Source organism: Candidatus Harpocratesius sp., from assembly GCF_054039255.1.
Genome location: NZ_JBPLBG010000006.1, coordinates 59,047 through 83,622, shown reverse-complemented (window position 1 = coordinate 83,622; position 24,576 = coordinate 59,047). Strand labels below are relative to the sequence as shown.

Below are 24,576 nucleotides of genomic sequence, written 5' to 3'. Positions count from 1 at the left end.
TTATTTGTTTGTTAATCACTTACTTTTTTATTATTTTCCATGCTGCTTTTCTTAACCGATTCATCACTGCTAATCCTGAATACTGCTCTGAAATTCCCTCAACAACAATATACTTGACTTTTTTTGAATCTAACATTCGTAAAGCCCAAAAAATTTTTTGAGCTACGTTGGCATAGATTTCTTTTTCAATTACAATGGTTTTTAATGCTTTTTTAGTCAAATCAACGAAATTATATCCCAATTTTTCTAAATATAGAGCTTCAAGAACTATTTCAGGATTTGTATGAATATAGCCAATTTCACTCATATTTTGAGCAAAAGAATTTAGTATTTCAAAGATAACTGATTGCATATTTTGTTGATTTTGTTCAATTAGAATTACACGAGCACTAGGTGAATAATGTCTGTATTTTAAACCTGGAGTACTTGGATGTTTTTCTAAATCTTTATTTTTATAATGCTTATCATATATTTTCAAATCAGGAATAAATTTTCGCAATTCTTCATAATCTAGTCCACCTGGTCGAAGGATTAGTGGAGGAATACTATTTACATTAATTACGGTGGATTCTACTCCAACTTGACATTGACCTCCATCGATAATCAAAGGAATTTTTCCATCAAAATCATCTTTAACGTGAGAAGGTGAAGTAGGACTTGGTTTACCTGAAATATTTGCGCTAGGAGCTGCCAAAGGAAGACCAGATAAATGAATTAAACGTTGAGCAATCCGATTTGATGGCATCCGAATAGCTACTGTTGGAAGTCCTGCAGTAACACAATCAGGAATTTTGGAATTTTTTTGGAAAAGAATTGTTAATGGACCTGGCCAAAATTCTTCACATAAAGACCTAACATTCTTTGGAACTTCTAAAACGATTGACTCCAACATTTCCATTGAATCTATATGAACAATAAGGGGATTATCTAAAGGACGACCTTTAGCTCTAAAAATTTTTTTTATAGCTTTTTCTGAAAAAGCAGATGCCCCTAATCCATATACAGTTTCTGTGGGAAATGCAACAATTCCTTCATTCTGAAGTATAATCACTGCTTCACGTAAATCATGATTATTTATTTTTTCAGGATCAATTTTAATAACTTTTGTGATGAATGAAGGATTGCACATTATCAAATTCCATAAGTATTAATGAAAAAAAACTTTTCACTCTTTTCTTAATACCAAAATTAGAAAAATTATTCAGAAGTTAATGGAGTGAATAATTTAAGATTTAACATAATAGAAAGCATCCAGACTACATAAAATATAAGAAAACTGATGAATAATCTAGCAATAAATGCTGATGTTTTCAATTCTGAATTAATTTTTTGAAAAAATGTCCAGAAGAAGCTAAAAACTCCTAAAAATATCAATCCCCAAATTAAAAGTATAATATAATAGTCAATATTTTGAATAAAATCAAGTAAGAACTGCGAGAATTTTCTAAAAATAACATTTAGTATTATTATTAAATAATTTGAATGTTTTAACATCGCTATTTTATTTAAAAAATATTAATAAAGTGCGAAGGAACTAGTGTTGCTAATTAGCAACTGAAATTAATTATATTTCAGCTAAAAGTTGATCAAGTTTTTGGCTATCTCTTGTTCGTAGCTGTTCAACTTTTGAATAAATTTTATCTATTGCTTCAATATCTTCAACAGATCTAACTCTTTGCCACACATCCATAATTTTATTAAGTTCAGGATAATTGGGTAAATAATTATCAATATAAACAATTTTTTCCTGAATACTTTTTTCAAGTTTATCGGCTGCCCGTTTTCTTACACTGATTATTTTATCCCATTTACCGTCATCATGTAATTCCTTTTCGTGTTTTTCTAAATACTCATCTACCATTTTCTCAATTAATACAGATTTGCGATTTGATCTTACTTTATCAGGTGAATCATCAGCCAAAATGTCTAAAATCTCTGCATATTTAGTAGTTAATGTAATCCAAATCTTCTGAGTATCTTTTTCCATTTGTGAAGATTGGGATTTAGATTTTTGTGCAGAGGGCATTTTTATTCATTTCCTGTAAGATCATATTTATTAATCCGATAATAATCGAATTAAATCATGTCAATCCGATAATAACCGACATATTTATATATGCAATACACCTATATAAATATAATGAATGAGTTGCTTATTAGTAGCTTATTGTTGCTAACAAGATACATCTCAAAAATATCGATGTTCTTATACATATCTTTGAGATAATACTCATGAATGACAATGATAAAAAAGAGTGTGTTGATGATGGTAGATTTATCAAAATTTGAAGATGGAATGATTTTTAGTCCACTACAAAAAGAATTAATTGAAGTTTTGGAAAAAAATGGTCCAATGACCCGAGCCGAACTAGTAAAGCGAGTAAGATCTCCCAGAACAACTGTATATGATAATTTGATGCGATTAAATAATTATAATTTAATTAAGAAATTTTCCCGCCCAACCAATTCTCGTGGAAGACCTTTGGTTTTTTTTAAATTAACAGAAGAATAATTTGTTTTTTTTTATCTTTATTTCCCTTTAAAAAATATTATGTAAATCAGACAGAGATGTGATCAATGGGCTATATGGACTCCTTTCCTGAAAAATTCGATTATAAAAAAGAAATCGACAAATGTCAAAAAATTTTAAAAAAATCTCCTATTAATACCAGCAGCATATACTTAAAGCAGGATCCGTATGCCCGTATGGAAAACTACAATAATTTAAGACAAACCTATATAAAAAAAATAATGCAAAGAGAAATCATATTTTCAATTAAAAAATCACATAAATCATAACTACAAATTAAAAGATATAATTGAGTGTTTTTTAAAATACAAATGTTAAGAAACCCTCAATTAGCAATTTACTTTTTCTGAAATTACATTTGGAAGGGTTTGATTTCCAGTGGAATATAAAATTTTTATATTTCATTTAACATATTATGCGTAGATAATTAATAATATTTAAAAATAATGAAGTAAGCTATTAATGGGGCTTTAATTTTATTAATTAATATTTATTATAATAAATATATTTTATATTTTACAATTTCCAATGGAAATACAACCCTTTTTCTCTTTGTTAGAAATTGATTTTAATTAATGAAAATTTTTAATAAAGATAACAGCAAATAACTTGTGAATAGATGAATATGATTAATAATATTAGAAAAAGCAAAAGAATTAACAACGAAAATGAATGAATTTTTAGTTTAGGATGATTTTATAAAGCTTAGAGCTTTTTCTGTCAAAAAATAATTTTTTCTAGATTTTGAGATTGAACACTGAGAGATAGAATTAAATGGGCAACCTTTACAACCATTTTGACAGATATTCATGGTTATAGAATTTTCCATTGAATCCTTTTTATATATTTTTTCTTTAATAAAACCTTGAATAAAAAGAAAATCAATCAATTTTTGAGCATTTTCAAACTTTATTTTTAATTCATGCTGCAAGATTTCAGGTGATAAAATACCATATTTTTGAATAATTATGAGAGCAGCAGTTTGATATTCCTTCTTGAAAAATTGGGCCATTTTTAAAATATCCTTTTTTAGAATGATCAAAATTAAAAAATAGAGCGACTAAGATTTCAAATACTTTTTTATTTCTGAGAATTTTTCAATATCTTTTTGCATATGCATTTTCTTAGCTGAATTGATTCTTTTATTCAAGAGTTTATTAAGTTCAATTTCAATTTTTTTTTGATTTTCTTGGTCTTGATTTTGTAAACTTGATAAGGATTCTTGTAATTCTCTAATCTTCAAAAAATCTTTTTCTCGCTCGGCTATATAGCGTTTTTTATTAGTTTTTTTCAATAATATAGTAGCTTCAGAAATATTTTCCCGTTTTTTCATTTTTTTTGATATGTTTATAAGTTGAGATGATTTTTTCTGAATGATTTTTAAATAATCAATTGCTTTTTCAAATTTTTTATCATCGATTAATCCATTAACTTTTTCCTGTAATTGAATAATATTTTTCCTTAATTTTGCATAATTTGTCGATTTATATTCCAGAAGTTCTTCAACTTCCATAAGATCTTGTAACTTACTTTTTTCCATCTTATATACTAAATAGTATCGATATACTAATAATGAAAGTGCAAACATGGAAATTAAATTAAAAATAAAGAGAGAAACACTTTCATATAAAATTCGCCAGGTTGAAATAAAAAGAATAGCAACACCAATATCGATTAAAATAAAAAATCCAAATTGTTTAAAGCTGGGAAGTATACCTTTGACCTTTTTGTCAAATAAAATCATAATTTCTTTAGGAAAAAGAAGAATTAATCCCACAGAAAAAAGAATTCCAATTTGATAGATGATTATAGTTGAAACAATAAAAATTCCATTTGCTATATGAATTATAAGCGAATTTAGTAAAAAAAGTATTAAAGTAATCGAAGGAACACTTATCAAAATTTTAAATTGACGATTATAATCAGGATCATCATAGATTTTTTCTTTACTCTTTTTTATCAAATCAATTAAAGATATTATTATAGCGTAAACTAAAAGAAAAATAAAATTAAAACCCCAAAAAATTGCGATTAAATTTTCAATATTTTTTTTTTTCATTTTAAGCCACTTGATAAATAAATAAAAGAATAAACACTAATTAAAATCACCCAAAGAAATAAAGCAAGAACTTATAAGTACTTGAAATATCAAACATTATTATATACAAGAAATAGCCAGATGGATTTTTTAGTATGAGTTTAACTACTTCAGATGAAATTCAAAAACAACTTACTGTTGTGTTTGGATATAAAGGTTATCACCAAATCGAAATAGGAGAAATTCGAGGCATTGGTAAATTATCAAAACATCACTCTCAACACTTAATAAAAGAGATTTTGGAGTATTTAAGTGGATTTACAGGAATGTTAAGGGATTTTGCCGGATGTGAATTGTATTCATTAGAATTTGAACTACTATCTCATCATAAATATTTTGAAACAAGAATAATGCCAAATTCAATGCTTTTTATTCCTGGAATTTATAAGGATTCAGTTTCATTTTTGTTACTTTTAGCTCCACAATTAGCTTTAATGGATAATAAAAAGCCAAAAGAAAGTATAAATCATATTAATGAATTATTATATGAGATTGAAGGAGCTATTGATATTCCAGAATTAAATAAAGAACAACGCGCTCTTATTTTACAAAAATTTGCAACCAGATTTACTTCCAAACTTCAAGCTGAAGTAATTGAAACAAAATGGAATCGAAAGATGGTTGGATTACGTGAAGAAGATCGAAATATTTCATATATTAATATGAATTTAGAATATTTTAAAAACTGGAAAGATAGAATTATAGAAATACGTAATCCAAGATTTGGATATCCTCGTCTTCGATTAAGTGAAAATGAGAGATTTGAATTTTCAAAATATGAAATCCATCCAAGTATTGCTTATATAATTGCTCAACATTTTTTTAAACTTGGTGCAAATCTATTAAAAATTGCAAATACAGGAACAACAGATGACACACAAAAACAAATTATTACATTAATTCTTAATATTTTTTTAGAAAAGACTGAAATTAAGGGAAAATCCTTAGATTTTGATCAATTCATAAAATATTGGAGTAAATACTTGCAAGAAATTGAGCATTGGAAAGTGATTTTCAAAGAAAATTATCAAAAATATATTTATAAAAAAGCTTTTAAATCTTTAGATGAGATTAAAAAGGATTATGATAGAAAATTGCGATCTTTCAATGATTTATCTAGTATTGATGTTTTCCAAAATATAATGGGAAAAATAATTATTCATCACTTGAAAAACTATAGATACTCATCCATTACTTACGATAAAATTAGACCAATGGATTTGCAGGCACCTTTTCTATATATAGAAGAAAGTTTAAATCAAACACTAAAGAAAATCAGAAAAACTTATCGTCAGTATATTCAAATCTTTTATTTTGATGAGATGAAAAATAAATTAATGGAATTACTTGAAGAAAATCTTCATTCAATCAATAAAAAATCGACAATTCATTTAGGTAGGAAGATTTTAACTAATTTCAAAAAGTATCTTGAAACTCAACTTCAATTAAAAAATACTCAAATTACTGCTCGAAGTCAAGTTCATTTATTAATGGAATTTAAAAAGATTGTTAAAGACATGCTTGAACCTTTCATTAAAAGAAACACTATCAATATAGTTGATCTTCTTGAATTTTGCAAAAAGCAATTTGAAGCCAATGATAATTTCCAGACATATATTACAAAATTGGAACTATTTCCAAAAGAAATTGAATTTATGTGGGGTTTCATACTTCGTAATTCAACATTACAACAGTTTTTAAAGAAATTTCCTTCAGATTTAGAATTTACTCCAAAATCATTTGGAGATGAATTTATTAAATATCTTTTAGAGAATCGGATGGTTATTTTGAATCTTCATTGGCGTGAAGTGTTTTTTGTATATATTCGAGATTTTATTCAAAAGTATGAAGAAAATTATCAAATTGATAAACAAAACGAGGTAATTTGGCCTAAAAGCAAAATATTATCACTTTTTATGGATTATGTTAGTAATCGAGTTAAAAAAGATACTAGTTTAGATGGATTTATCGAACCTATGAAAAATTATCTCCATAAAATTGCAATGTCAAATATTCAACTCAAAGATTTGGTGGAAATATATTACACTTATATAGAAGGTTTAGAAATCATTAATGAATTCTCTGATTTTCTTCGTCAAATTGTATATATTTCATTAGAATCTTTTCAAAGGTTTCCTAATTCATATTCAGCAAAAAAATTAATTGGTCCAGTTCGTTCAAATGAAGAAATGCTTTCAGCTGTAATTCAAGACATGCGTGAAAGTTTTAAGATTGAAAAATCTTTTTATGGATTTGTTGTAGAAGAAGAGATGAAGTACTTCAGTTCAATTTTACCTTTTCCAAAATTATTAATCCTTAAATCCGCTGAACCTTTATTACCATCCAAAATTAAAATTGATCATATTTTGGAATTTCAAAATTTAAAAGATAAATTTGTTAAAGTATCTATTTCAACAAACTTTGATAAAATTACTCCTTTTCTTAGAGGTGAGAATCATGCCTGAACGTTCTGTAATTATTAAGCCCTCAACTGCAGAAGAAAGCACTCAGAAATATTTTCAAACAATTCAATTAATCTTGACCAGATTTAAGAGAGCTTCTAATCGAGAAGAAATTTATAAATTAACAACAAAAGAAAATACTCTTTCAAATTTATTAGTTGGTGCTTGTGCAATCCAATGCTATCATTATCTAGGAATTCGAACACAACCAAAAGAAAGCATGATTTCTCGAGAATTAAATGAAAATCTTCAAGAAATTCAGGAAAAAAAGGATCTTTTTGATGAAATAACACTTCTTTTTAACGATATGTTAACAAAAGAATTAGACATATTACTTAGCTTTAGTAATTTCGAACTTCAAATAATGGAAAACTTATTAGATCAAGCTGGAATGCAAGATTTCTTATTAGAAAAACATGGTCGGGAACACATTAAAGATTTTATCTATGAAACATTTCAGATTTATCCAGATATTATATGGCTCGATATTATTGGTAAGAATATTGGATATTTATCCTCAATTAAGGACTCTATTTCCCAAGCAGGAACAAAAATAAGGGCAACCTCTATCGATTTAGAACAAGAACTGGTTAGTGATGGAGGAAATGAGAAGTATATTGAGTTATCCACTATTCAAATTCTATTAAATCGATTAAAAGAGAATTTTAAATTTAAATCTTTAAAAGAAATTCATATTAATCCAGAAATTCTTGAAAGCTTAACTGATTCAATTTTACAATTTCAAAGTGCAAATGTTCCTAGAAATCGGAAAGCGTTAACACAATACCTTATTGGTATTAAATTTAGAATTGCGTTTTTTGAAAAATTGAAACTAGCTAATAATCAAAAAGTTAATTTCGAAAAACTAGAACAAACTCTGAAAGAGTGGATAATTCAGCAAATAAAAGAAAAAGCAGTGAATGACATTGGAAATTTTAAATTCTTTCTACAAAAAATCTTAGATTTTAACTCTAATCAAGTAAAATCATTCTTGAAGCGATATGGATTTGATGATCTTCAACTTTTTGGTGAAATTCAATCTATTGATTCAAAGAAGTTTTTACATGATATTATGCTTAACCAATTAACAAAAGAAGATTTTGTTCAATTTAATTTCTATCTTTCTAAGTTAGAGAAAGTTCAGCGCTATATTGATGAAATTTATACAAAAAATCAACTAAAGGGATCGAAGTTAATTGCTGAAATATTAAAAAATAATGATGAATTTGAAATTGAAATATTACATCAAGCATGTGATCTTGCAAAAGTAGATTACACTCAATTAAAATCTATATTTATGAAAAAACTAATTATTTCTTCATCTATTCAGCCTAAATATCCATTGAGTGGCGAGATTGAAAATTATATTTTTGTCTTTGATATAGATCGAATTAATAATATGATTGCAGAGGAGATTTTTTTTAATCTTTTCTCAGATATTTGCGTCCAAATAGCAAGAATTTATGAAAGTTATGTAAAAGTCAAAAAAGATAAAAGTGTTATACTTCTTGGGTTGAAAAGGATCTTTGATTCATCAGAAGAAGAAAATTGGGTTAGAATTAAAATTGAAGAATTAATAATACATAGACTTATCAAACGTCAACAAGAACTTGCATTTATTTTTGATATAGAAAATGATAGTTTTTTAATTAACGCTTTTATATATGCCCGTTTATTCGATTGTAATATCCAAGATGCAATCAAAATTTTTACTGATGAACCTGCATTATTTTTTTCTGATGTAGGAAAAATTAAATTTAAAAAAGAGAATTTTTCTCCACGCTCTTATGTTTTTGCTTATGAAATTTTAGAAAGATTCAAAACCTCCAGAATCGCAATTCGAAAAGAACGGATCGAAATTAAAAAAGTCGAAAAAGAGAAAGAACAAGCAAAACGAAAAAAGATAAGTGAAGAACAACAACTTAGTACATTTAATTGGATTGAGAAAAAAATTACCAGTGCTCTGATTTCAGTTAGTGCAATCACTGTGAATCCAACTTCTATTTATTGGACTGAAAAAGACAACCGTTTAGCGTTAGAAAGCTTATTAATCCATGCAAAATTAAGTCATCGAAGAATTTGTATGATATGTGGGAAGGATACTACTACAAATTCTTGCCAAGAACATTCAGATAGCAGTGAAAAAGCTACTCCTCTAGATCTAATAAGTCAATACTATTATTTTGCATTATCTAGAATCCAAGAGTTATGGTCTAAAATAAAAATACCAACATTTGAAGAAATTCACTCTAAAGTTAAAGAAATAATGGAGGAAGAAACAATTTCTCGGTTAAATCAGCCAATGACTCGAGATTTATCTACTCAAATTCTAGACGGTGAATTACGAAATGTAGGTCTTAGAATAGTTAAAAAGATTGGAAAACAATTGGATAAAGCAATTTACAAAAAATTCAAGGCAAATTTAAGAAAAAATCGGGGGTAATTCCTTTTTTCAATCAATGAGAGATTTCCTAAAAGAAAAGGAAAAGTATACTTTTCTAAATTTTTTGTTCAAGAAAATTTTTATTAAACGTTCCCTTGCAAAACTCGATAAGAATGGCTGATTCAAAAAAAAATATGTATATGATTAAGGGGATAATTGCTGGATTGCTTCTAATAATCGCTCCTATTATCGGAGTTTTCCTCAGAATTCAAGGTTCTAATGGTTATGTGATTGGCACTGTTGTTACAGTTATTAATCTTGTAGTCATTTTAGGAATTGGGTATTTTCTAAAAAATGACTTTATACCCAATGAAGAAGAAAATCAAGAAGAGATTGTTTCTGGTAAAAAAAAAAGTAAGAAAAAAGGTAATAAAGAAGAAACAGAGGCTTAATCTTAATCATATCTTAATTATTAATATTTTTCCTAATTTCTTTTAATACAGATAAAAAAAAATTTATTCGCACAAATACGATTAAAATTAATATGAACCCTGATAAAATATTAAATAAAATTCTTTTTTATCAAATCTTATTTATAGAACGATTTAACAATTTTTCTCCATTTTAAGGAAGGGTTTCCGTATTGTTCCAACATTGGATTAATGTCTTCAATTAAAATTTGTGGTGAATATAACCATGCTTCATCTTTATTAAATGATAAACATAATATTTTTGGTAATTCTAAATTCTTTTGCAATATTAGAGCATAAACTGCCACTTGAGGAAGCGATCGAAGAAAATATCCTTCTGGCTTGTAATCTGCTACTATAAAGCACTGTGTTGAAGAATCCCAGAGCAGAAGATCGATATGCCCTGTCAAGGAATACACAAAGTTGCATGAAAATGGTTCATTCTCACTATTTTTAACAAGGAATTGTTCTAACGAAGATTTTTTTCGAGTCCAAACAGGAACTTCAACTGAAAGGGCGCCATCATGCTGAAGAAGTATTGAAGAAAGAACTTCATCATGTGATGGTTTATAATCGTTATATCCTTGTTCCCAATAAGATACAAATGTTTTTTCAGTGATTTCCAATATTGAATTTAAAAATGCAGAATTTTGTTCAGTAAGTTTATTTATACTTTGATTATTACTTTTTCTAACTATTGGAAAAATCCTACTATTTTCTATTAAATATTGTGATATTTTTCTTTGAGCTCCTCGCTGTAAATTTTTCACTCGAAATTTAGAACATCGCAAAATAAAAGGATTATTGAAAAGATCAATGGGTACAACACCTTGTGCGATTATATTAAAGTAATTTGTAATTTTCATGCCAATATCTGGAGGCATTTGCTCTAAAACAAATTGCTTTTTTGCCCATTTAAATACATATTCCATTCCATTATGAATAAAACGTTTTTGTTTGAAATTTTGAGTGTTTTTGTATGTAAGTTTTCTATTTACCACTTTTTTCATCCGAAATCTTTTTTTTTACAATGAATAAACAAGATCCCGCCATTCCAATTGGGGATCACCATAACTTTTAATATATTCCATCACAACAGTTCGAATTATTTCAGGATTGTAGATCCATGCTTTCTCTCTACTAAACGACACACATTTAACTTTTGGATAATTCAATATTTGTTTCATAACCAAGCCGTAAATTGCCACTTGTGGAAGAGATCTCAAGAATTTTTCTTCGGGCTTATAATCTGCAACAATAAGAGATTGATCCTTTTCATCAAATAACAATAAGTCAATATGACCTGTAAATTCTTCAGAAGCAATACAATTATAAGGAGATGAACGAATCCTATGACTTTTTAAGCTATGAAAAGTAGCAGTCCAGACTGGAACTTCTGAAGCTAACGCCTGATGATGTAACTCCAAAATTTTCTGAAGAATAGGTTCATGACCTGGATTCTTATCATGCAATTGGCAATTGATTTCATACCAAATTTTGGCCATTTTTGGTAAAACTTCAATAGCTTCTGCTTTAGATGCGTGAATGTCATTTATCCTAATTAAGCTTACATGTTTTTGACTTATTAAAGCTAAACTGATTTTTTTCTGAGCATCTTTAACTAAATTTCTTATTCTAAATGATGAACAACGAAGCCCATATCGATTATTAAAAAGATTATTAGGAAATTCAGATGATTGAGTAAATCGTATATATTGAAGTAATTTACGGCCAAAATTGTGATAAATAACAGGATGGTGGAATCGGGGTTCTGCCCATGACAATTTATATTCTAATCCTTGGTGATAAAAAAAAGCATTTTGTACATTAATCAACTCAGTTCAAGTAATAAAGGAATATGGTTTTTAAAAAATCAACTCGTTAAAGGGTTAATGGCAAAGTTAAATCTTCAAATAATCAAGTTATTTTTTAAAAAAAGTGGAATATAATAGAATAAAAATTGTGGTATTTAATAAGATAGAGAAAAAAAGGCAGAATAAAAAAAATTATTCTGCAGCGCTAATATCGGCAGCAGTGACGCGCTTGCGTTTATCTATTTTAACCAATTTAATAGCAGCTTTGGTTTTATTTTGAGCAGCTTTGGTTAAAACATCAATTAACAATTCTAGTGCATCTTCCGCAACTAAAGATGCGCCTTCATCTTTCATTAAACGTCGAATAGGTGCCTTCGCGATATAGGATTTGCGATTAGCTGGTTTCTTTTTCTTTGGAGCTGGTTTCTTTGATTTTTTCTTAGCCATAATAATCACGTCAAAAACTCTATATCCTCCGCGGATATATTGTAATAATAACTTTATCCTTATTTAAATGTTTTGGATAAATCCTACAATTTGGGTAATTTATTCTGCCGAATTCATGCTATCATAAATTTTTTTCCCACAAAAAATAAATGAAGGTCATCAAGAAAAAAATCTTTGCTCTCCTCTCTTCAAATATTTTTCAGTTAAATAAAGATAGTTAAAATTCGATACTGGATTTTTTCCCACAATTTTAGTAAAGATATTTTGTCGGGATCACATTTTCATCTTGTTTTTTCTCTAATTTGAAGAATAGATAAAAATTTTGGAATATTTTGTTAGAATATTTCTAATAATCTTCTTATTAAACTGCTTTTACTGAGAAAAATCAATGAAAAAATTTTGAGGAAAAAATTTCAATAAAAAAGTATAAACAAAAAAAGCAGACAAGTTAGAAAAAGTTGTAGTGAAAATCCTGGAAAATTACATAATTTTATTTTCATCAATATGTGGAAAATCTTCCATAGCTTTTTGGATATCCATATCAGGGTATTCATAATCTATCATTTTACCTTCATGATATATTTGATATGCGTGTGTATCAAAATATCCATGCCCAGAGAAATTAAATAATATCGTACATTTCTGATGATTTTCTTGAGCTTCAAGAGCTTTATCAATTACTGCAGCAATTACATGATTAGTCTCTACTGCAGGTAGTATTCCCTCTGTTTTTGCCATTAAAATTCCTGCTTCAATAGTTTTAGTTTGATGGACCATAACTGATTTCATTTTATTATGATTTTTTAGCATTGAAACCAAAGGGGCAGCACCATGATAGCGAAGTCCACCAGCATGAACTGTTGGTGGAATAAAATTTGCACCAAGGGAGTACATTTTAATGATAGGGGCCATTTTTGCTGAATCTCCGTAATCCCAAGTATATCTTCCTTTTGTCAATGATGGACAAGCACAAGGTTCTACTCCAATAAATTCAAGTTCGTCTCGTTCACCAGTGAGCTTTTCTTTAAAGAAAGGAAAGCTTAATCCTGCAAAATTACTTCCACCTCCAATCGATCCCATTATAACAGATGGGTGTTCCCCAATCTTTTCCATTTGCAGCTGAGCTTCCAAACCAATTACTGTTTGATGCAGTAACACGAAATCTAAAACAGATCCTAAAGAATATTTATAACCAGGATTTGTCATTGCCATTTCAACTGCTTCTGCTATTGCAATTCCAAGACTACCAGGATGGTTTGGATTTTTTTGATAGAATTTTTGACCTGTTTTAGTAATATTTGATGGAGAAGGATGCAATTCTGCACCAAAATTCTGCATCATTACTCGTCGTCCTGGTTTATCATTATATGAAGCACGAACTTGAAATACTTTTGTTTCTAACCCCATCATGGAATTTGCCATTGACAATGCGGATCCCCATTGACCTGCTCCAGTTTCGGTAGTAAAGCCTTTAATTCCTTCTTGTTTCCCATAATATGACTGAGCTATTGCAGTATTCGTTTTATGAGACCCTGTAGGGCTTACAAATTCACATTTAAAGAAAATTTTGATGCGATCACTGTCTACCCCAATTGCCTTTTCTAATTGAAAAGCTCTTTGAAGGGGTGTAGGGCGATTACAAAGTGCATATAACTCTCGAATTTTTCGAGGAATTGGAACAAATTCTTCTTGTGATCCTGCTTGTTTTACACATTCTATAGGAAATAATTGACTCAATATTTCGAATGTTGCAGGTGTATTGTCAGCTAATACTGCTGGGTAAGGCTTTTCAGGAAGATATGGTACAATATTAAACCATGCTTTGGGAATTTGGTTGTTGTCAAGTAAGACTCGATTATTAAGTTCAGAAACAGATTCCAGAGTAATTGGTTCTTCTAAACTTTGTTTTCGCTCAGCTTTTTTAAATAACATTATTTCTTTCACCTTTTAAATATATTTTATCTTAATACTTTTTCTCAATTAAGATATTCATGATTTGCTTCATCAAGTAAATCGAATTATATTCCAAATTTAGCATTATGCACTTCATAGTTCATCTAAATAAAACCTAAGAAAAATTATCAAGAAAAAGCATCAAAGTCGAGACACCAAGTAACCTTTTATCCATTAATACAATCAAATAATTCCTGCTTTTATAACGATTTTGCAAGAATATTTTCTAATTTTAAATTAAATTTATAGAAAATTTTGACAGATTTTAAAATATTAATGAATAATACCAAACAAAACCAGGCGCTCTAAGATAGCTTTTACTTTAATAATTAATCCTAAGCTCTCTTAGAGCGAATGCCAAGCCATGAATTTGCACCATAGAAAGAACAATGACACTTTTGATTTATACATAAATCTCTGGTATTCTCTCATAGTTCTCATCTATAGCAAATTTACTTGATAGGATATTAATGGATTATTTCATTTTTAAGGTTTTGGTGAAATTTTGAATAAAGAATATCGTATATAGAGTAGAGCAAAAAAATAGAAAATCAATTTGTATTTAGATTAATATCAAAATTAATCTACACAAGTAAAAATATGAAAAATAATAAAAAGGTATGAAAAAATAAGAAATTGGAAAAAATAAGAAATTGTATAATCGGTTAAATTAACTTGGATTATTCAATTTTTAAATCTTCATTCATGATTTGATAACCAGAAGCCCGAACTATTGCAGATTTTAAGAATTGATACCCAATATTGACTGTAGATCCATCACCACCTATATGGATGACATATGGGACTTCATTCTTAATTCCTTTATTATACATAATTCGATAGGCAGTTGAAATTGCATCTGCTACTGTAGCCCCTGATTCAAAGAGTTGATGCATCCATGAAACATTCCAGCTGGTTACATCATCTTTACTTGTTGAAACTTCCACACAGCAAGTATTATTTACATAAATAATATTCTCTTTTGCAATCATGTATGCTGCTGAGGTTAATTGATTCAGCATAAACCCTGCTCCACAACCACCGCATAATCCGTGTCCTGGATTAATATGTTTTTGAGGTGGAATTTTGGAATGGATTACTGAATAACGAATTTTTCTATCATCTGTTCCAAATTGGCGAAGTAAATTATTTAGATTAGCATTACGGGCTTTAATTTGTCCAAACAATTCGTCTATGTTCTTCTCCAAAAATTCAGGTTTCAATAAATGGCGGAATTTGCCTTGAGATTTCAGCAACTCTAACAATTTTTCATCATCAGTTCCAATAAAATCTACTTCATTTTCAGGTTTTGCCATTCCAGGTACAGTTGTATAGTAATATGTTGGTTGTCCATTCTTAACTTTAACAGTTATTAGTGGCCAATATCCAGATTCAACCGCAATTTTAGCAATACGATTAGTGTCTCCACCATCATGACGCCAACCCCTAGGACATGGCGCATATACTTGAATAAACCCTCCACCTGGAGTTTTCATAGCATCCATTACTTTTCCTATAAAATCTAATGGATAAGCGACACTTGCTGTGGCAAAGTATGCACTTTTATGACCTAATAAGGTGAATCCTGGAAGATAATCTTCTTTAATTCCAATTTTTCCTTTAATTTTTTCTCCACCTGGTCCTGTTGTAGTTGATGCACCAAAAGGAGTTGTTCCACTTTCTTGAATCCCTGTATTCATGAATGCTTCGTTATCGTATCCGATATATAATACCGTATTTCGCTCTGTCCGAGCGAGTAATTCATCCATTTTAATTATCAAAGTCATAATAATCACCTCGAATTAAAACTTCGCCTCCCATAATTTCCCTTTGGATTCTCGTACTCCGAGATAATCATATAGCCGTCCTCGGTTATCATTCACATCTTTCATTTTCCTTGCTGCGTATTCAATTTCATCTTTGGTCACATCTCGTCCACCTAATCCAACAATGAAAGATCGAAGAATTACAGGTAAACCTACCAAAGAAGAGCTAATTGAAGAAGCTACAGGCGGTAATTGTCCAGAAAGATCATCATCTTTTTCTAAGATGAAAATTTTCTCGATATTATGCTCTTCTATAATTTTACGCAGTTGGTCTGCTGGGAATGGACGCCAAGCTCGAAGTTTTATTAATCCAATATCTTTATTGTTTTGCATCCAAGTAAGAATATTTCCTGCCATTGAACCCATGGTTATACAAACAGTCTTAGATGGATTATCAAGATTGTATGTTTCTATTAAATGATAAGCACGACCAGTTATTTTTTCAAATTCACGGAAAGCAGTTTCCATTTTATCCAATACAGTACGTTTTTCTAATTCTAAAGCAAGCCGCGCTTCCATGAAATAATCTGGTGTTATTATACTTCCCCATGTACCAGGTTGTTTGGTATTAATATGATGTCTTGGTTTTTTTGGTGTGTACTTTAATACATCTTCATCTGGGATTGCGAAGAATTTTTGTGCGCTATGGGAAATGATAAATCCATCATGCACAAATTGAGTCGGAAAGAGAGTCTCTTCAGCAATTCGACTGGCAATAATAGATGCATCATATGTTTCTTGTACATTTTCGGATACAATGCAATTCCATCCAAAACTTGATAAAAGAGTAAATTCCCATGAATTCCAAATTGATAAATTTGGAGAATTAAATGCACGAGCTGAAATCAACATAGTTAGTGGTACTCGCCAACCAGGTGCCATAGGAAGTGCTTCAGTCATAAGTAATAATCCTTGAGACGCTGTAGCCGTAAAGGTTCGAGCTCCTGCGGCGCAAGCGGCAGTACTATATGCACATGCAGCTAATTCAGATTCTACATTTACAAATGCTGCTTTTAATCTACCATGATTGACCACATCAGATAATCCTTCAACTGATTGAGTTTGTGGTGTGATAGGAAAAGCACAAATTACATCTGGATCGGTTTGTGTAACGCCCCCAGCAACAGCATAATTCCCAGTCATGGTTAATTCGACTGGTTCTTTTATTTCCCTAAAGAAAGGATTCATTGGTTGTACTGACATTTTTTTTTCACTCCTTAACATTTCATGACCATGGTTAAAGCTTTATGCTTTTCACCAGTTTCCTTATCCTTTTTACCAGGACAGACAGAAACACAATTACCACAGCCTTTACAGTGGAATTCATCAACACCTACGACTTGCCATTTCCCATCAACTTCTTCTCGAATGATGCAGAAATCTGGACAAACAAATACACAATTTCCACATTGAATACAGTATTCAGGATGATACTGGGCAACAGAGACTCCCCATGCTCCAGTGTTTACTCGTTTAGATCCTCCATCCACTTTATCTACATACCATACTCCTGCAAGGTCCCATTCTTTTACACCAATTAAATCTGGTTTTACATGGCTCCATTGTTTTTTATAATCTGTTTCGTATGAGATTTTGATATCTTCTTCTGCTGGGTAAATTATTGTTGCATCAGGAACGACTTTTATTGCATCCATATTTTTTTGGGCGATTTTAGGATTAAATTGATCTGCAATTGCATCAGAGAGCTGTTCGATAGTAAATAACTCAGGAGCAACCTTCAATAAAGCGCCTAAAATTAATGTATTTGTTATATTTCGGCCTAAATATTCCAAAGCAATATTGGTTGCATCAATTAGCGCAATATTTATTGCTGGTGGATTGTTTTTTGAAATAATTTCTTTAACTTCTTCGATTGGACGGCAGGTATTAATTACTAAAAATCCTCCAGGGACCATTCCTGCAGTACAATCAACGTCAGATAGCAGTGTATCATCTAAAACTGCAACATATTGTGGCGAATATACTTGCTCATTCGTTCTGACTTTTTCAAAGTCTTTTGAGAGTTTTACAAATGACGCAACTGGTGAACCCATACGTTCTGCGCCAAACGTAGGCATACACGTTGCAGGGCCATCAAATGCCATTGCACACAACTGTGCTGCTGTTACGGCCCCTTGTCCTCCACGTCCATGAAAACGGATTAAATAACGGGGCGCTTTTTTAATATCATCAGACATAGCAATCACTTACAAAATGCAAGTTTTGGTAGGAAATAATTGCGAAAAAATGATCGCAATATTGTGTTACGATAATGAAGAAATGAAGAAAAAGGATCTGTTCATAATAATTTAAAAAAATTAGGAATAAATTGAAATATTTCTCTGAAATATCAAAAACAAGCCATATCTTTATTTTTCATCTAAGATCTAGATATTTTTTATAGAATAATGTATAATTTGATGAAATATTCGAATGGACAAATCTATTTAAATTTTCGTTTCCAATATTTGTAAGCTTGTAAATATTGTCGAACAGAAATGACCTTAGGATTTCTTCTAAAGGATGCGGGAATTTCTCCATCACAGCGACTACATAAGTTTGAATGCTTAACCCACTCTTTAAATTCATCAACATGGGCGGGATAATTGCAATTTGGACATAATACAATTCCCTGCTTTTTTACTGAATGGAAGGGTAATTCAAAACAAAATATGCATTTAAAATCATCTTCAGTTAAAGTTCCTGTTTTTGGTTTCATTTGTAAAAGCAAATGCTTATTATTTTTGGAAGATTTCGGTTTGCCAACTTTTACATTTGTTGATTTTATTTTTTCACGCGCTTTTCTCTGTTGTCTTATTCGATTCTGTTCTTGTTGTTTCCTCTTTCTTTCTTCTTGTTGTTTTCTTCTTGCTTCTTGTTTTTGTTGTTCTTGTTGTCTTCTTCTTCTGGCTTCTAATTCACGTTGTCGAGCTTGAGATGCCAATCTATCAGCATCAGCGATTTGTCGATCAATGTCATTAAGTCGGCTTGTTACTCGTGATACAGAATAACTCGAAATGGATGGACCTCTTGAGGCAATGTTGTAAATAAACAGAAAAAAGAGAATTACTGTTTGTACAAGCAATAAAATATTAATTCTATAGGGTTGAAGCATAATTGAGGAATAATTGTTAGTTTTTGGGGAAAAGAAATAAATTATGTTAACGATAATGAAAAAAATTTCCAAAAAAGAGGCAAATTTTTTTGAATTTATAGATTTCGCTCCTAAATATATAAAGAGATACTTTTTTATACATAGAATTAAGAAAAATATTCCGATGAGAAGATAAGGCAGTCCAAAAATAAGATGCCATACATTAAAATTTAAATCTCCATTATTACTATCGATAGAATTTGAGAAAATTAATGTATAATCTCCCCAAATTGCATAAAAAGTTCCAATTGCCAGACTACCAAAAATCAAAATAAATTGGTTCTGACCAGCAAGATTTTCTCGATTTTTTTTAAATTTACCTATGAATTCCCCAGAAAGGCAAATCCATAATCCAACAAAGAGATATGATAAAATAACACCTAAATCTCCATCAATAGGATATTCACGAATAAGTCCTATGGTAAAACAAATTAAAAAAATAAGTATGTAAATGCCGATCTTAGTTCGCTTCATTGTTCACCGTTTACCCGTTAAATGTATCATATTCTAGATATAGAGGTTTACCATCAATTAGAGGATCAATAAATTCTAAGAGATCAGGTAATACTTTCGTTTCTATTTTACTCGAAAAAGAAAAGGGTATTTTAGACCATTTTTTAGTTTCTAAATTAGCCCGGAAGATACTGAATCCATAAGAAGATCCATCAATTTGATAAGGATCAATTACTAAGGCCAAGGATTTTTCCCATAGTTTTTGGTATCGGGCTTGAGTTCCCATATCTTCAGAACTAAGGAATAATCCATATGAAGGGTGTGAATGATACCAACCACAGATGAAAAGACCTTTCTTTTTTAAATCATGAAATGCACGGGCAAAATTTTTGTAATCCTTAATTTCTGCATAAACAGCATTCCCATGTCCCATGGGGTAAGCATCTTCAATAACTAATATTCCTTCTTGATCTTCATTTTTAAATTTCCCTGCTAATAATCCTATAACTTCAACCCATCTACTTTTAGGAATTTTATCGTTAGCATATTTTTTTGCATGACTTGCAATCTTAAGAAAGGCTTTTACTGTAATTTGGATTTTTTCTTTTGGAGGATTTATCTGTTCTATTATTTCTAATTGTTTTGTATCTTTTGGTTTTCCTTCTCTTTTTAATTCAGATCTCTGGATTTCTTTCGTTGTACCTTCTTCTTTTAATTCTTGATAAATTTCAGTAAGAAGTTCTTGTTTAATTTCATTTTTAAGTTGTTTAAGTAGTTCTGCTTTTAATTTTTCCCGCATTTTTTGATATTCGCGGTTATTTTCTTCTGGATTACTCATGAATTTATCACATCACTCATCTTCACACATCTATTGAATAATATTTATTCCCATTTTTTATTTGCATACTTTTTAACCAGATTTTTCACTTTTTTATCAAATTTTTTCGGATTTTCCATCATTTCAAGGGCTGCTTTTTTGTTAAAGACATCTGTTGGGTTAATATATTGTCCGTGTGTATTCAACATCGCTATAATTGCTTGAATAACTGTTACTGCCGTTTTTGAAGGACTCCATCCTCCTTTCTTTCCAATAAAATTTGGATCGACTAGAGCTAAACAAATATTACGCTGGCCAGGATATTCAGAGGGTTTTGGCCAAAAGTTAGGATGCCAGATTGGTGTGTGAAGTCGAACAAATGGGGGTTGATGCGGATATTCTGGCGGAAATTTCATCTCTAAGCGGAATAATCCTCCACTATAAGCTGTTCCTTTGGGTGCTTTCAAGAGAATTTTAAGATGATCAATACTTTTTTTTTTTGGATTAAATGCTTTAAGCTGCTTTATAGTTCCTTCTTTATAGAGTTTTTTTAATCTGGCAAAATCTTGTGCAATTCTTTTTTGACGTAAGCTCATATTTAAATCTCTCTTTGTTTCGGTAAATAATTTTGGGTTAATTTTTAATTATTATGATGACTCTTTTTTTTCACTTTATCTTTAAATAATCTAATTGTAACGTATATATCTCCCTCTTTGAATCCTGAAAGTGTTAGCAATGAAAGAGAATGTAATTTATTTTCTTTAGCGGTTTTATCCAAATCTAAAACACGAAGGGTATCAAAATCTGGAATTGTTAAAATTGGTTCCATTTCTTCATCAAGAGTGTATTCTTTCATCTGTAAAGCTGAAATAATTGTTTTTAATGGCTGATCTGGTTTTAGATAAAAGGTTTCTCGTACAATATTATCCCCACATTGACTGCATCTAGGATTTCGTGGTTTATCAAATGAATAAAATTTCCCTGTCATTCCATTATAAATTAAATATTGTTTAGAAGCTTGTCCTATTGCAATATTTCCGCGTAAATTGTATAATATTTTAAGAGTTTCCTGAGATTGTATACTTGCAATAACAGCATTTATTGTAATGATTCCTGGTTCATGATGGTCGATAATATTTATAATTTCCTTCTCTTGAAAAAGTGGTTTAAAACCATATTTCTCTGCCATATCATTAGTATATTGTTGAATATTCAAGACATCTTCTTTGAACTGGGCATTTGGTTCTCTCTTGAATTTTTCCTCAAAAAACATAATTGCTTTAAATAAACAGTGAATTCTTTTCCTAGGAATTCCCACTACTGTGCAAGCTGCCATTTCATCGCTTTCTGTTGAAGATGTTGGATAGCATTCATAACAAGCATTTTCATAAGGAAAAGTGGTATAAACATGGCCATTGAATTGGTTTACACCACCGTCTACTAAAGGTTTTTTAAAGCGTATTGCTTGTAAATTAAGATTTATTCTAGCTTGCTTGGAATCAAGCCCACCAACAATTACATCCGCTTTCTTAAATAAAATTGGAGGTAGTTGTTCAAGAGAAGAATGATATCCTTTGATAATAATGTTTGGGTTTATTTTTTGTAACATCTTTGCTGCAGCAATTGCTTTAGGTTGCGCAATAGGTGCTTCTATAAAAAGGATCTGCCGATTTAAATTTGAATGTTCAATTACATCCAAGTCAACAAGATCGAGATGTCCAACACCTAACATTGCCAAGTTTTTGGCGATTTCACAACCCAATCCTCCAATACCAGCAATTAGAACCCTAGAATCCTTTAAAATTCGTTGATCCCATCCATCTAGCCGAAATTGCCGATTATAAAGTAGTCGTTCTTCCTCGGTTAATTCTTTGGAGAAGAAATTCGAATCTTTCATGTCTTGCACCAATTATTTTTATTAAGTTAATTAATTTGAAAGAATATCTATTTCAATTGAATATTTTCTTTAAAGATACTAATGTTTTTTCCAATTTGAAATATTAAAAATAAAAAAAGATATAAAAAAATCAATTATTCATGGAAACCAGCTGTGCTTGCAGGAATTAGTAGAATAGTATCTCCATCCTTAACTGGATAATCCATCACGTATTTTCCTTCATCCATAGTTACCCCACCATGAGAAAGATGGAAATCATTTGAGTCTATCCCAAAAATACTTCCTACTGTGGTTTTTATATCACCTACTGCATTTCCAGTATTAATTAACAATTTTTGTTTTTTCTCACCGGGCCCAATAGTGCTCATAAAGAATACTGAAATATCTTCACCTCCTGCTTTTGCAGGTGTTCCTGGTCTTTTTGAGGCTATGGCAGGTGTTTTCTCAACTGGAGTTTCTTCAAGATCTTCATCCAGATCTTCATCAAAGTCGTCTTCACTCATTTTAGATCACTAAACTTTCTTCTTTTAATTTTTTAAAAAAAGCTTATAATATCTTTCTTTTTGAATTTTAAATAAATTGCGGTTTTTAATAAATTGAAGTTAAAAATATTTTATTAGAGAAAGTGAAGAGAAATGTGGAATAAATGAATAAATTTCCCAAAAAAGCCCTTTCTACCCTTATTCGTTTGAAAAATTTTATTTAAATATAAAAATCATTAATTCTATGGGCTTTTGAAGAAAATTTTTATTTATGTTTTTATATTATAGTACTAAATAATCCTTTTTTGAATTCACCTAAACAAACTTATTCGCACCAAAAATAAACAGGTTCTGGTGAAAGCCCCATCTTCGAGAAATCTATGTTCTATCCAGATATGAAAAATGAAAAAAAACTTTATTATATTTAAATAATCTTAATAAAGAAAATAAAAAATTCAGGTAAAGTAATTTATGCAAAAAAAAAAAATTCCTTCTCAAATTAAAACAAAGACTCCAGCAATTAAAAACAAAATCCCAAATGAAATGGAAGTTTCTGAGCTAATTACCGAACGAAAAAAACTCATTCAAGAACGGAAGAATTTGGAGAATGAACGTGAAAAATGGCAGAAGATTTTAACTAAAATGGAAGAACAAGGCCGTTCTCTTGAAGAGCTGGAGCAAGCAAAAAGAGATTTGATAGAAGATATAAAATATCTTAGAGATGAGTACAAATCCTTAAATAAATCTAATAATGAATTACATAATTCAATAAAAAATCAAAAAGATCAATTAGCGCGTCTTAATCGCGAAATTTTAAATAAAGAAAGTGAACTAAATCAGAAATTTCGAAAGTTGAAAGATCAAAGGAAAGATATTTTTGAACAAAAAACTAAATTGAAAGATTTCGAAGATAAAATTCAAAAAGATATCCGTGATGCAAAGGAAAGGGTTTATTTTCTAAATTCTGATAAGCAAAAACTTGAAAAGGAAATTAGAAATCTGTCAAATAAAAGAGAGAACATCAGAAACGATATTCAAGATGCTAAAAGTAGATTAAATCGTATAAAACGCGAACAAAATAAATTAGAAAATGAGAAAAACGAGTTACAGAATGATATTCGAAATTTAGAAAAAGAAAAAGATCTAATTCAGAATGAACGAAGGAAATTAAATCGAGAGAGAGATGATTTAAATCGCCTTTATAATCAAATTCAAGATGAAAAAAATAGACTTAAGAAGAAACGGGATGATGAAGCAAGAAAATTACAAAAGATACGCAAAAATACTCAAAAAGATTTGGATGCGATAAAAAAGAAAGAGCAAGAATTGGAGCGACAGTATAGACAATTGGAAACAGCAATTCCCAAAAGAGAAAGAGAGTTACAGAAGTTACAAAACAAAATTCAAGATGCCAAACGTGATTGGGACAGATTAAAGCATGAAAATGATCGTATTTCGAGTAAAAATCGCCAATTAAGGAATGATAATCAGAGAATTGAAAATGAAAAGCAAAAACTTCGAAAGGAGCAAAAAGCGCTTCAGAAAGAGAAAAATGTAATGAAAAATATGGAAAAAGAATTAAATAATAGGTTACAAAAAGTTAAGAGATTGCAAAATGAACTACAAAATCAATTGCGAGATATTAAAACAAAAAGTCCTGAAATTCGTACCAAAACACCACATTGATTGTAATTAGATTAATTAAATTAAAAGGAAAAAAAGAAAGTAATAAAAAAAAGAAAAGAAAATATTAAAGAAGAATTTATGATTACTCAATCTAATGGCTGATT

Annotated in this window: 22 protein-coding genes; 6 read left to right on the top strand and 16 right to left on the bottom strand. The window is 29.7% G+C overall.

What is annotated here, in order from left to right; all coding sequences use genetic code 11:
* Positions 1–19 precede the first annotated feature (19 nt).
* Together ACXLDF_RS00845 and ACXLDF_RS00840 are read right to left on the bottom strand one after the other, a co-directional pair.
* A complete protein-coding gene (locus tag ACXLDF_RS00845) occupies positions 20–1,129 on the bottom strand; it encodes an L-threonylcarbamoyladenylate synthase (protein WP_457556591.1) in 1,110 nt (369 codons plus the stop codon).
* Positions 1,130–1,564: 435 nt separating this feature from the next.
* A complete protein-coding gene (locus tag ACXLDF_RS00840) occupies positions 1,565–2,026 on the bottom strand; it encodes a hypothetical protein (RefSeq protein ID WP_457556590.1) in 462 nt (153 codons plus the stop codon).
* 210 nt (positions 2,027–2,236) lie between these two features.
* Between ACXLDF_RS00840 and ACXLDF_RS00835 the strand changes: the two genes are divergently transcribed.
* Positions 2,237–2,512: a hypothetical protein gene (locus tag ACXLDF_RS00835; protein ID WP_457556589.1), complete on the top strand. Its 276-nt coding sequence runs from the start codon at positions 2,237–2,239 to the stop codon at positions 2,510–2,512.
* A gap of 65 nt (positions 2,513–2,577) precedes the next feature.
* Entirely contained in the window at positions 2,578–2,799 is a 222-nt protein-coding gene (locus ACXLDF_RS00830) for a hypothetical protein (protein ID WP_457556588.1), read from the top strand.
* Between the two features lie 416 nt (positions 2,800–3,215).
* Here ACXLDF_RS00830 and ACXLDF_RS00825 read toward each other — a convergent pair whose 3' ends face one another.
* Both ACXLDF_RS00825 and ACXLDF_RS00820 read right to left on the bottom strand, forming a co-directional pair.
* A complete protein-coding gene (locus ACXLDF_RS00825) occupies positions 3,216–3,542 on the bottom strand; it encodes a hypothetical protein (RefSeq protein WP_457556587.1) in 327 nt (108 codons plus the stop codon).
* A gap of 48 nt (positions 3,543–3,590) precedes the next feature.
* The gene (locus ACXLDF_RS00820) at positions 3,591–4,589 is read right to left on the bottom strand and encodes a hypothetical protein (protein WP_457556586.1); all 999 of its coding nucleotides are present in this window, start codon (positions 4,587–4,589) and stop codon (positions 3,591–3,593) included.
* A gap of 134 nt (positions 4,590–4,723) precedes the next feature.
* Here ACXLDF_RS00820 and ACXLDF_RS00815 point away from each other — a divergent pair, with 134 nt between their 5' ends.
* The 3 genes from ACXLDF_RS00815 (at position 4,724) to ACXLDF_RS00805 (ending at position 9,925) form a co-directional block, all read left to right on the top strand.
* Positions 4,724–7,093, top strand: coding sequence for a hypothetical protein (locus tag ACXLDF_RS00815; protein WP_457556585.1), 2,370 nt, complete (start codon positions 4,724–4,726; stop codon positions 7,091–7,093).
* Positions 7,086–9,533 carry a hypothetical protein gene (locus ACXLDF_RS00810; RefSeq protein WP_457556584.1) on the top strand — a complete coding sequence of 816 codons (2,448 nt, stop codon included), beginning with the start codon at positions 7,086–7,088 and terminating at the stop codon, positions 9,531–9,533. Before ACXLDF_RS00815 ends, ACXLDF_RS00810 begins: the two co-directional genes overlap by 8 nt.
* Positions 9,534–9,646: 113 nt before the next feature.
* The gene (locus tag ACXLDF_RS00805) at positions 9,647–9,925 is read left to right on the top strand and encodes a hypothetical protein (RefSeq protein ID WP_457556583.1); all 279 of its coding nucleotides are present in this window, start codon (positions 9,647–9,649) and stop codon (positions 9,923–9,925) included.
* A 137-nt stretch (positions 9,926–10,062) separates the two neighbouring features.
* On the opposite strand, the gene ACXLDF_RS00800 is transcribed toward ACXLDF_RS00805, so the two are convergent.
* From ACXLDF_RS00800 to ACXLDF_RS00745, 12 genes are all read right to left on the bottom strand, one after another.
* Positions 10,063–10,944: a hypothetical protein gene (locus ACXLDF_RS00800; RefSeq protein WP_457556582.1), complete on the bottom strand. Its 882-nt coding sequence runs from the start codon at positions 10,942–10,944 to the stop codon at positions 10,063–10,065.
* 24 nt (positions 10,945–10,968) lie between these two features.
* The gene (locus ACXLDF_RS00795; protein ID WP_457556581.1) at positions 10,969–11,727 is read right to left on the bottom strand and encodes a PD-(D/E)XK nuclease family protein; all 759 of its coding nucleotides are present in this window, start codon (positions 11,725–11,727) and stop codon (positions 10,969–10,971) included.
* Between the two features lie 222 nt (positions 11,728–11,949).
* Positions 11,950–12,204: a histone-like protein gene (locus tag ACXLDF_RS00790; protein ID WP_457556580.1), complete on the bottom strand. Its 255-nt coding sequence runs from the start codon at positions 12,202–12,204 to the stop codon at positions 11,950–11,952.
* A gap of 480 nt (positions 12,205–12,684) precedes the next feature.
* A complete protein-coding gene (locus ACXLDF_RS00785) occupies positions 12,685–14,136 on the bottom strand; it encodes a TrpB-like pyridoxal phosphate-dependent enzyme (protein ID WP_457556579.1) in 1,452 nt (483 codons plus the stop codon).
* Positions 14,137–14,837: 701 nt separating this feature from the next.
* Positions 14,838–15,944, bottom strand: a complete 1,107-nt coding sequence (locus ACXLDF_RS00780; protein WP_457556578.1) for a hypothetical protein — start codon at positions 15,942–15,944, stop codon at positions 14,838–14,840.
* A gap of 15 nt (positions 15,945–15,959) precedes the next feature.
* Entirely contained in the window at positions 15,960–17,186 is a 1,227-nt protein-coding gene (gene porA, locus ACXLDF_RS00775; protein ID WP_457556577.1) for a pyruvate ferredoxin oxidoreductase, read from the bottom strand.
* Positions 17,187–17,200: 14 nt separating this feature from the next.
* The gene (locus tag ACXLDF_RS00770; RefSeq protein ID WP_457556576.1) at positions 17,201–18,181 is read right to left on the bottom strand and encodes a 2-oxoacid:acceptor oxidoreductase family protein; all 981 of its coding nucleotides are present in this window, start codon (positions 18,179–18,181) and stop codon (positions 17,201–17,203) included.
* Between the two features lie 245 nt (positions 18,182–18,426).
* Positions 18,427–19,611 (bottom strand): hypothetical protein, encoded by a 1,185-nt coding sequence (locus ACXLDF_RS00765; RefSeq protein WP_457556575.1) that lies wholly within the window; start codon positions 19,609–19,611, stop codon positions 18,427–18,429.
* A 10-nt stretch (positions 19,612–19,621) separates the two neighbouring features.
* Positions 19,622–20,428, bottom strand: a complete 807-nt coding sequence (locus ACXLDF_RS00760) for an MPN domain-containing protein (protein ID WP_457556574.1) — start codon at positions 20,426–20,428, stop codon at positions 19,622–19,624.
* A gap of 44 nt (positions 20,429–20,472) precedes the next feature.
* Positions 20,473–21,003: a ubiquitin-conjugating enzyme E2 gene (locus ACXLDF_RS00755; protein ID WP_457556573.1), complete on the bottom strand. Its 531-nt coding sequence runs from the start codon at positions 21,001–21,003 to the stop codon at positions 20,473–20,475.
* Between the two features lie 44 nt (positions 21,004–21,047).
* Complete coding sequence (locus tag ACXLDF_RS00750) at positions 21,048–22,304, bottom strand: HesA/MoeB/ThiF family protein (protein WP_457556572.1); 1,257 nt, start codon at positions 22,302–22,304, stop codon at positions 21,048–21,050.
* A 134-nt stretch (positions 22,305–22,438) separates the two neighbouring features.
* Positions 22,439–22,807 (bottom strand): ubiquitin-like domain-containing protein, encoded by a 369-nt coding sequence (locus ACXLDF_RS00745; RefSeq protein WP_457556571.1) that lies wholly within the window; start codon positions 22,805–22,807, stop codon positions 22,439–22,441.
* 450 nt (positions 22,808–23,257) lie between these two features.
* Between ACXLDF_RS00745 and ACXLDF_RS00740 the strand changes: the two genes are divergently transcribed.
* The gene (locus tag ACXLDF_RS00740; protein WP_457556570.1) at positions 23,258–24,472 is read left to right on the top strand and encodes a coiled-coil domain-containing protein; all 1,215 of its coding nucleotides are present in this window, start codon (positions 23,258–23,260) and stop codon (positions 24,470–24,472) included.
* Positions 24,473–24,576 lie beyond the last annotated feature (104 nt).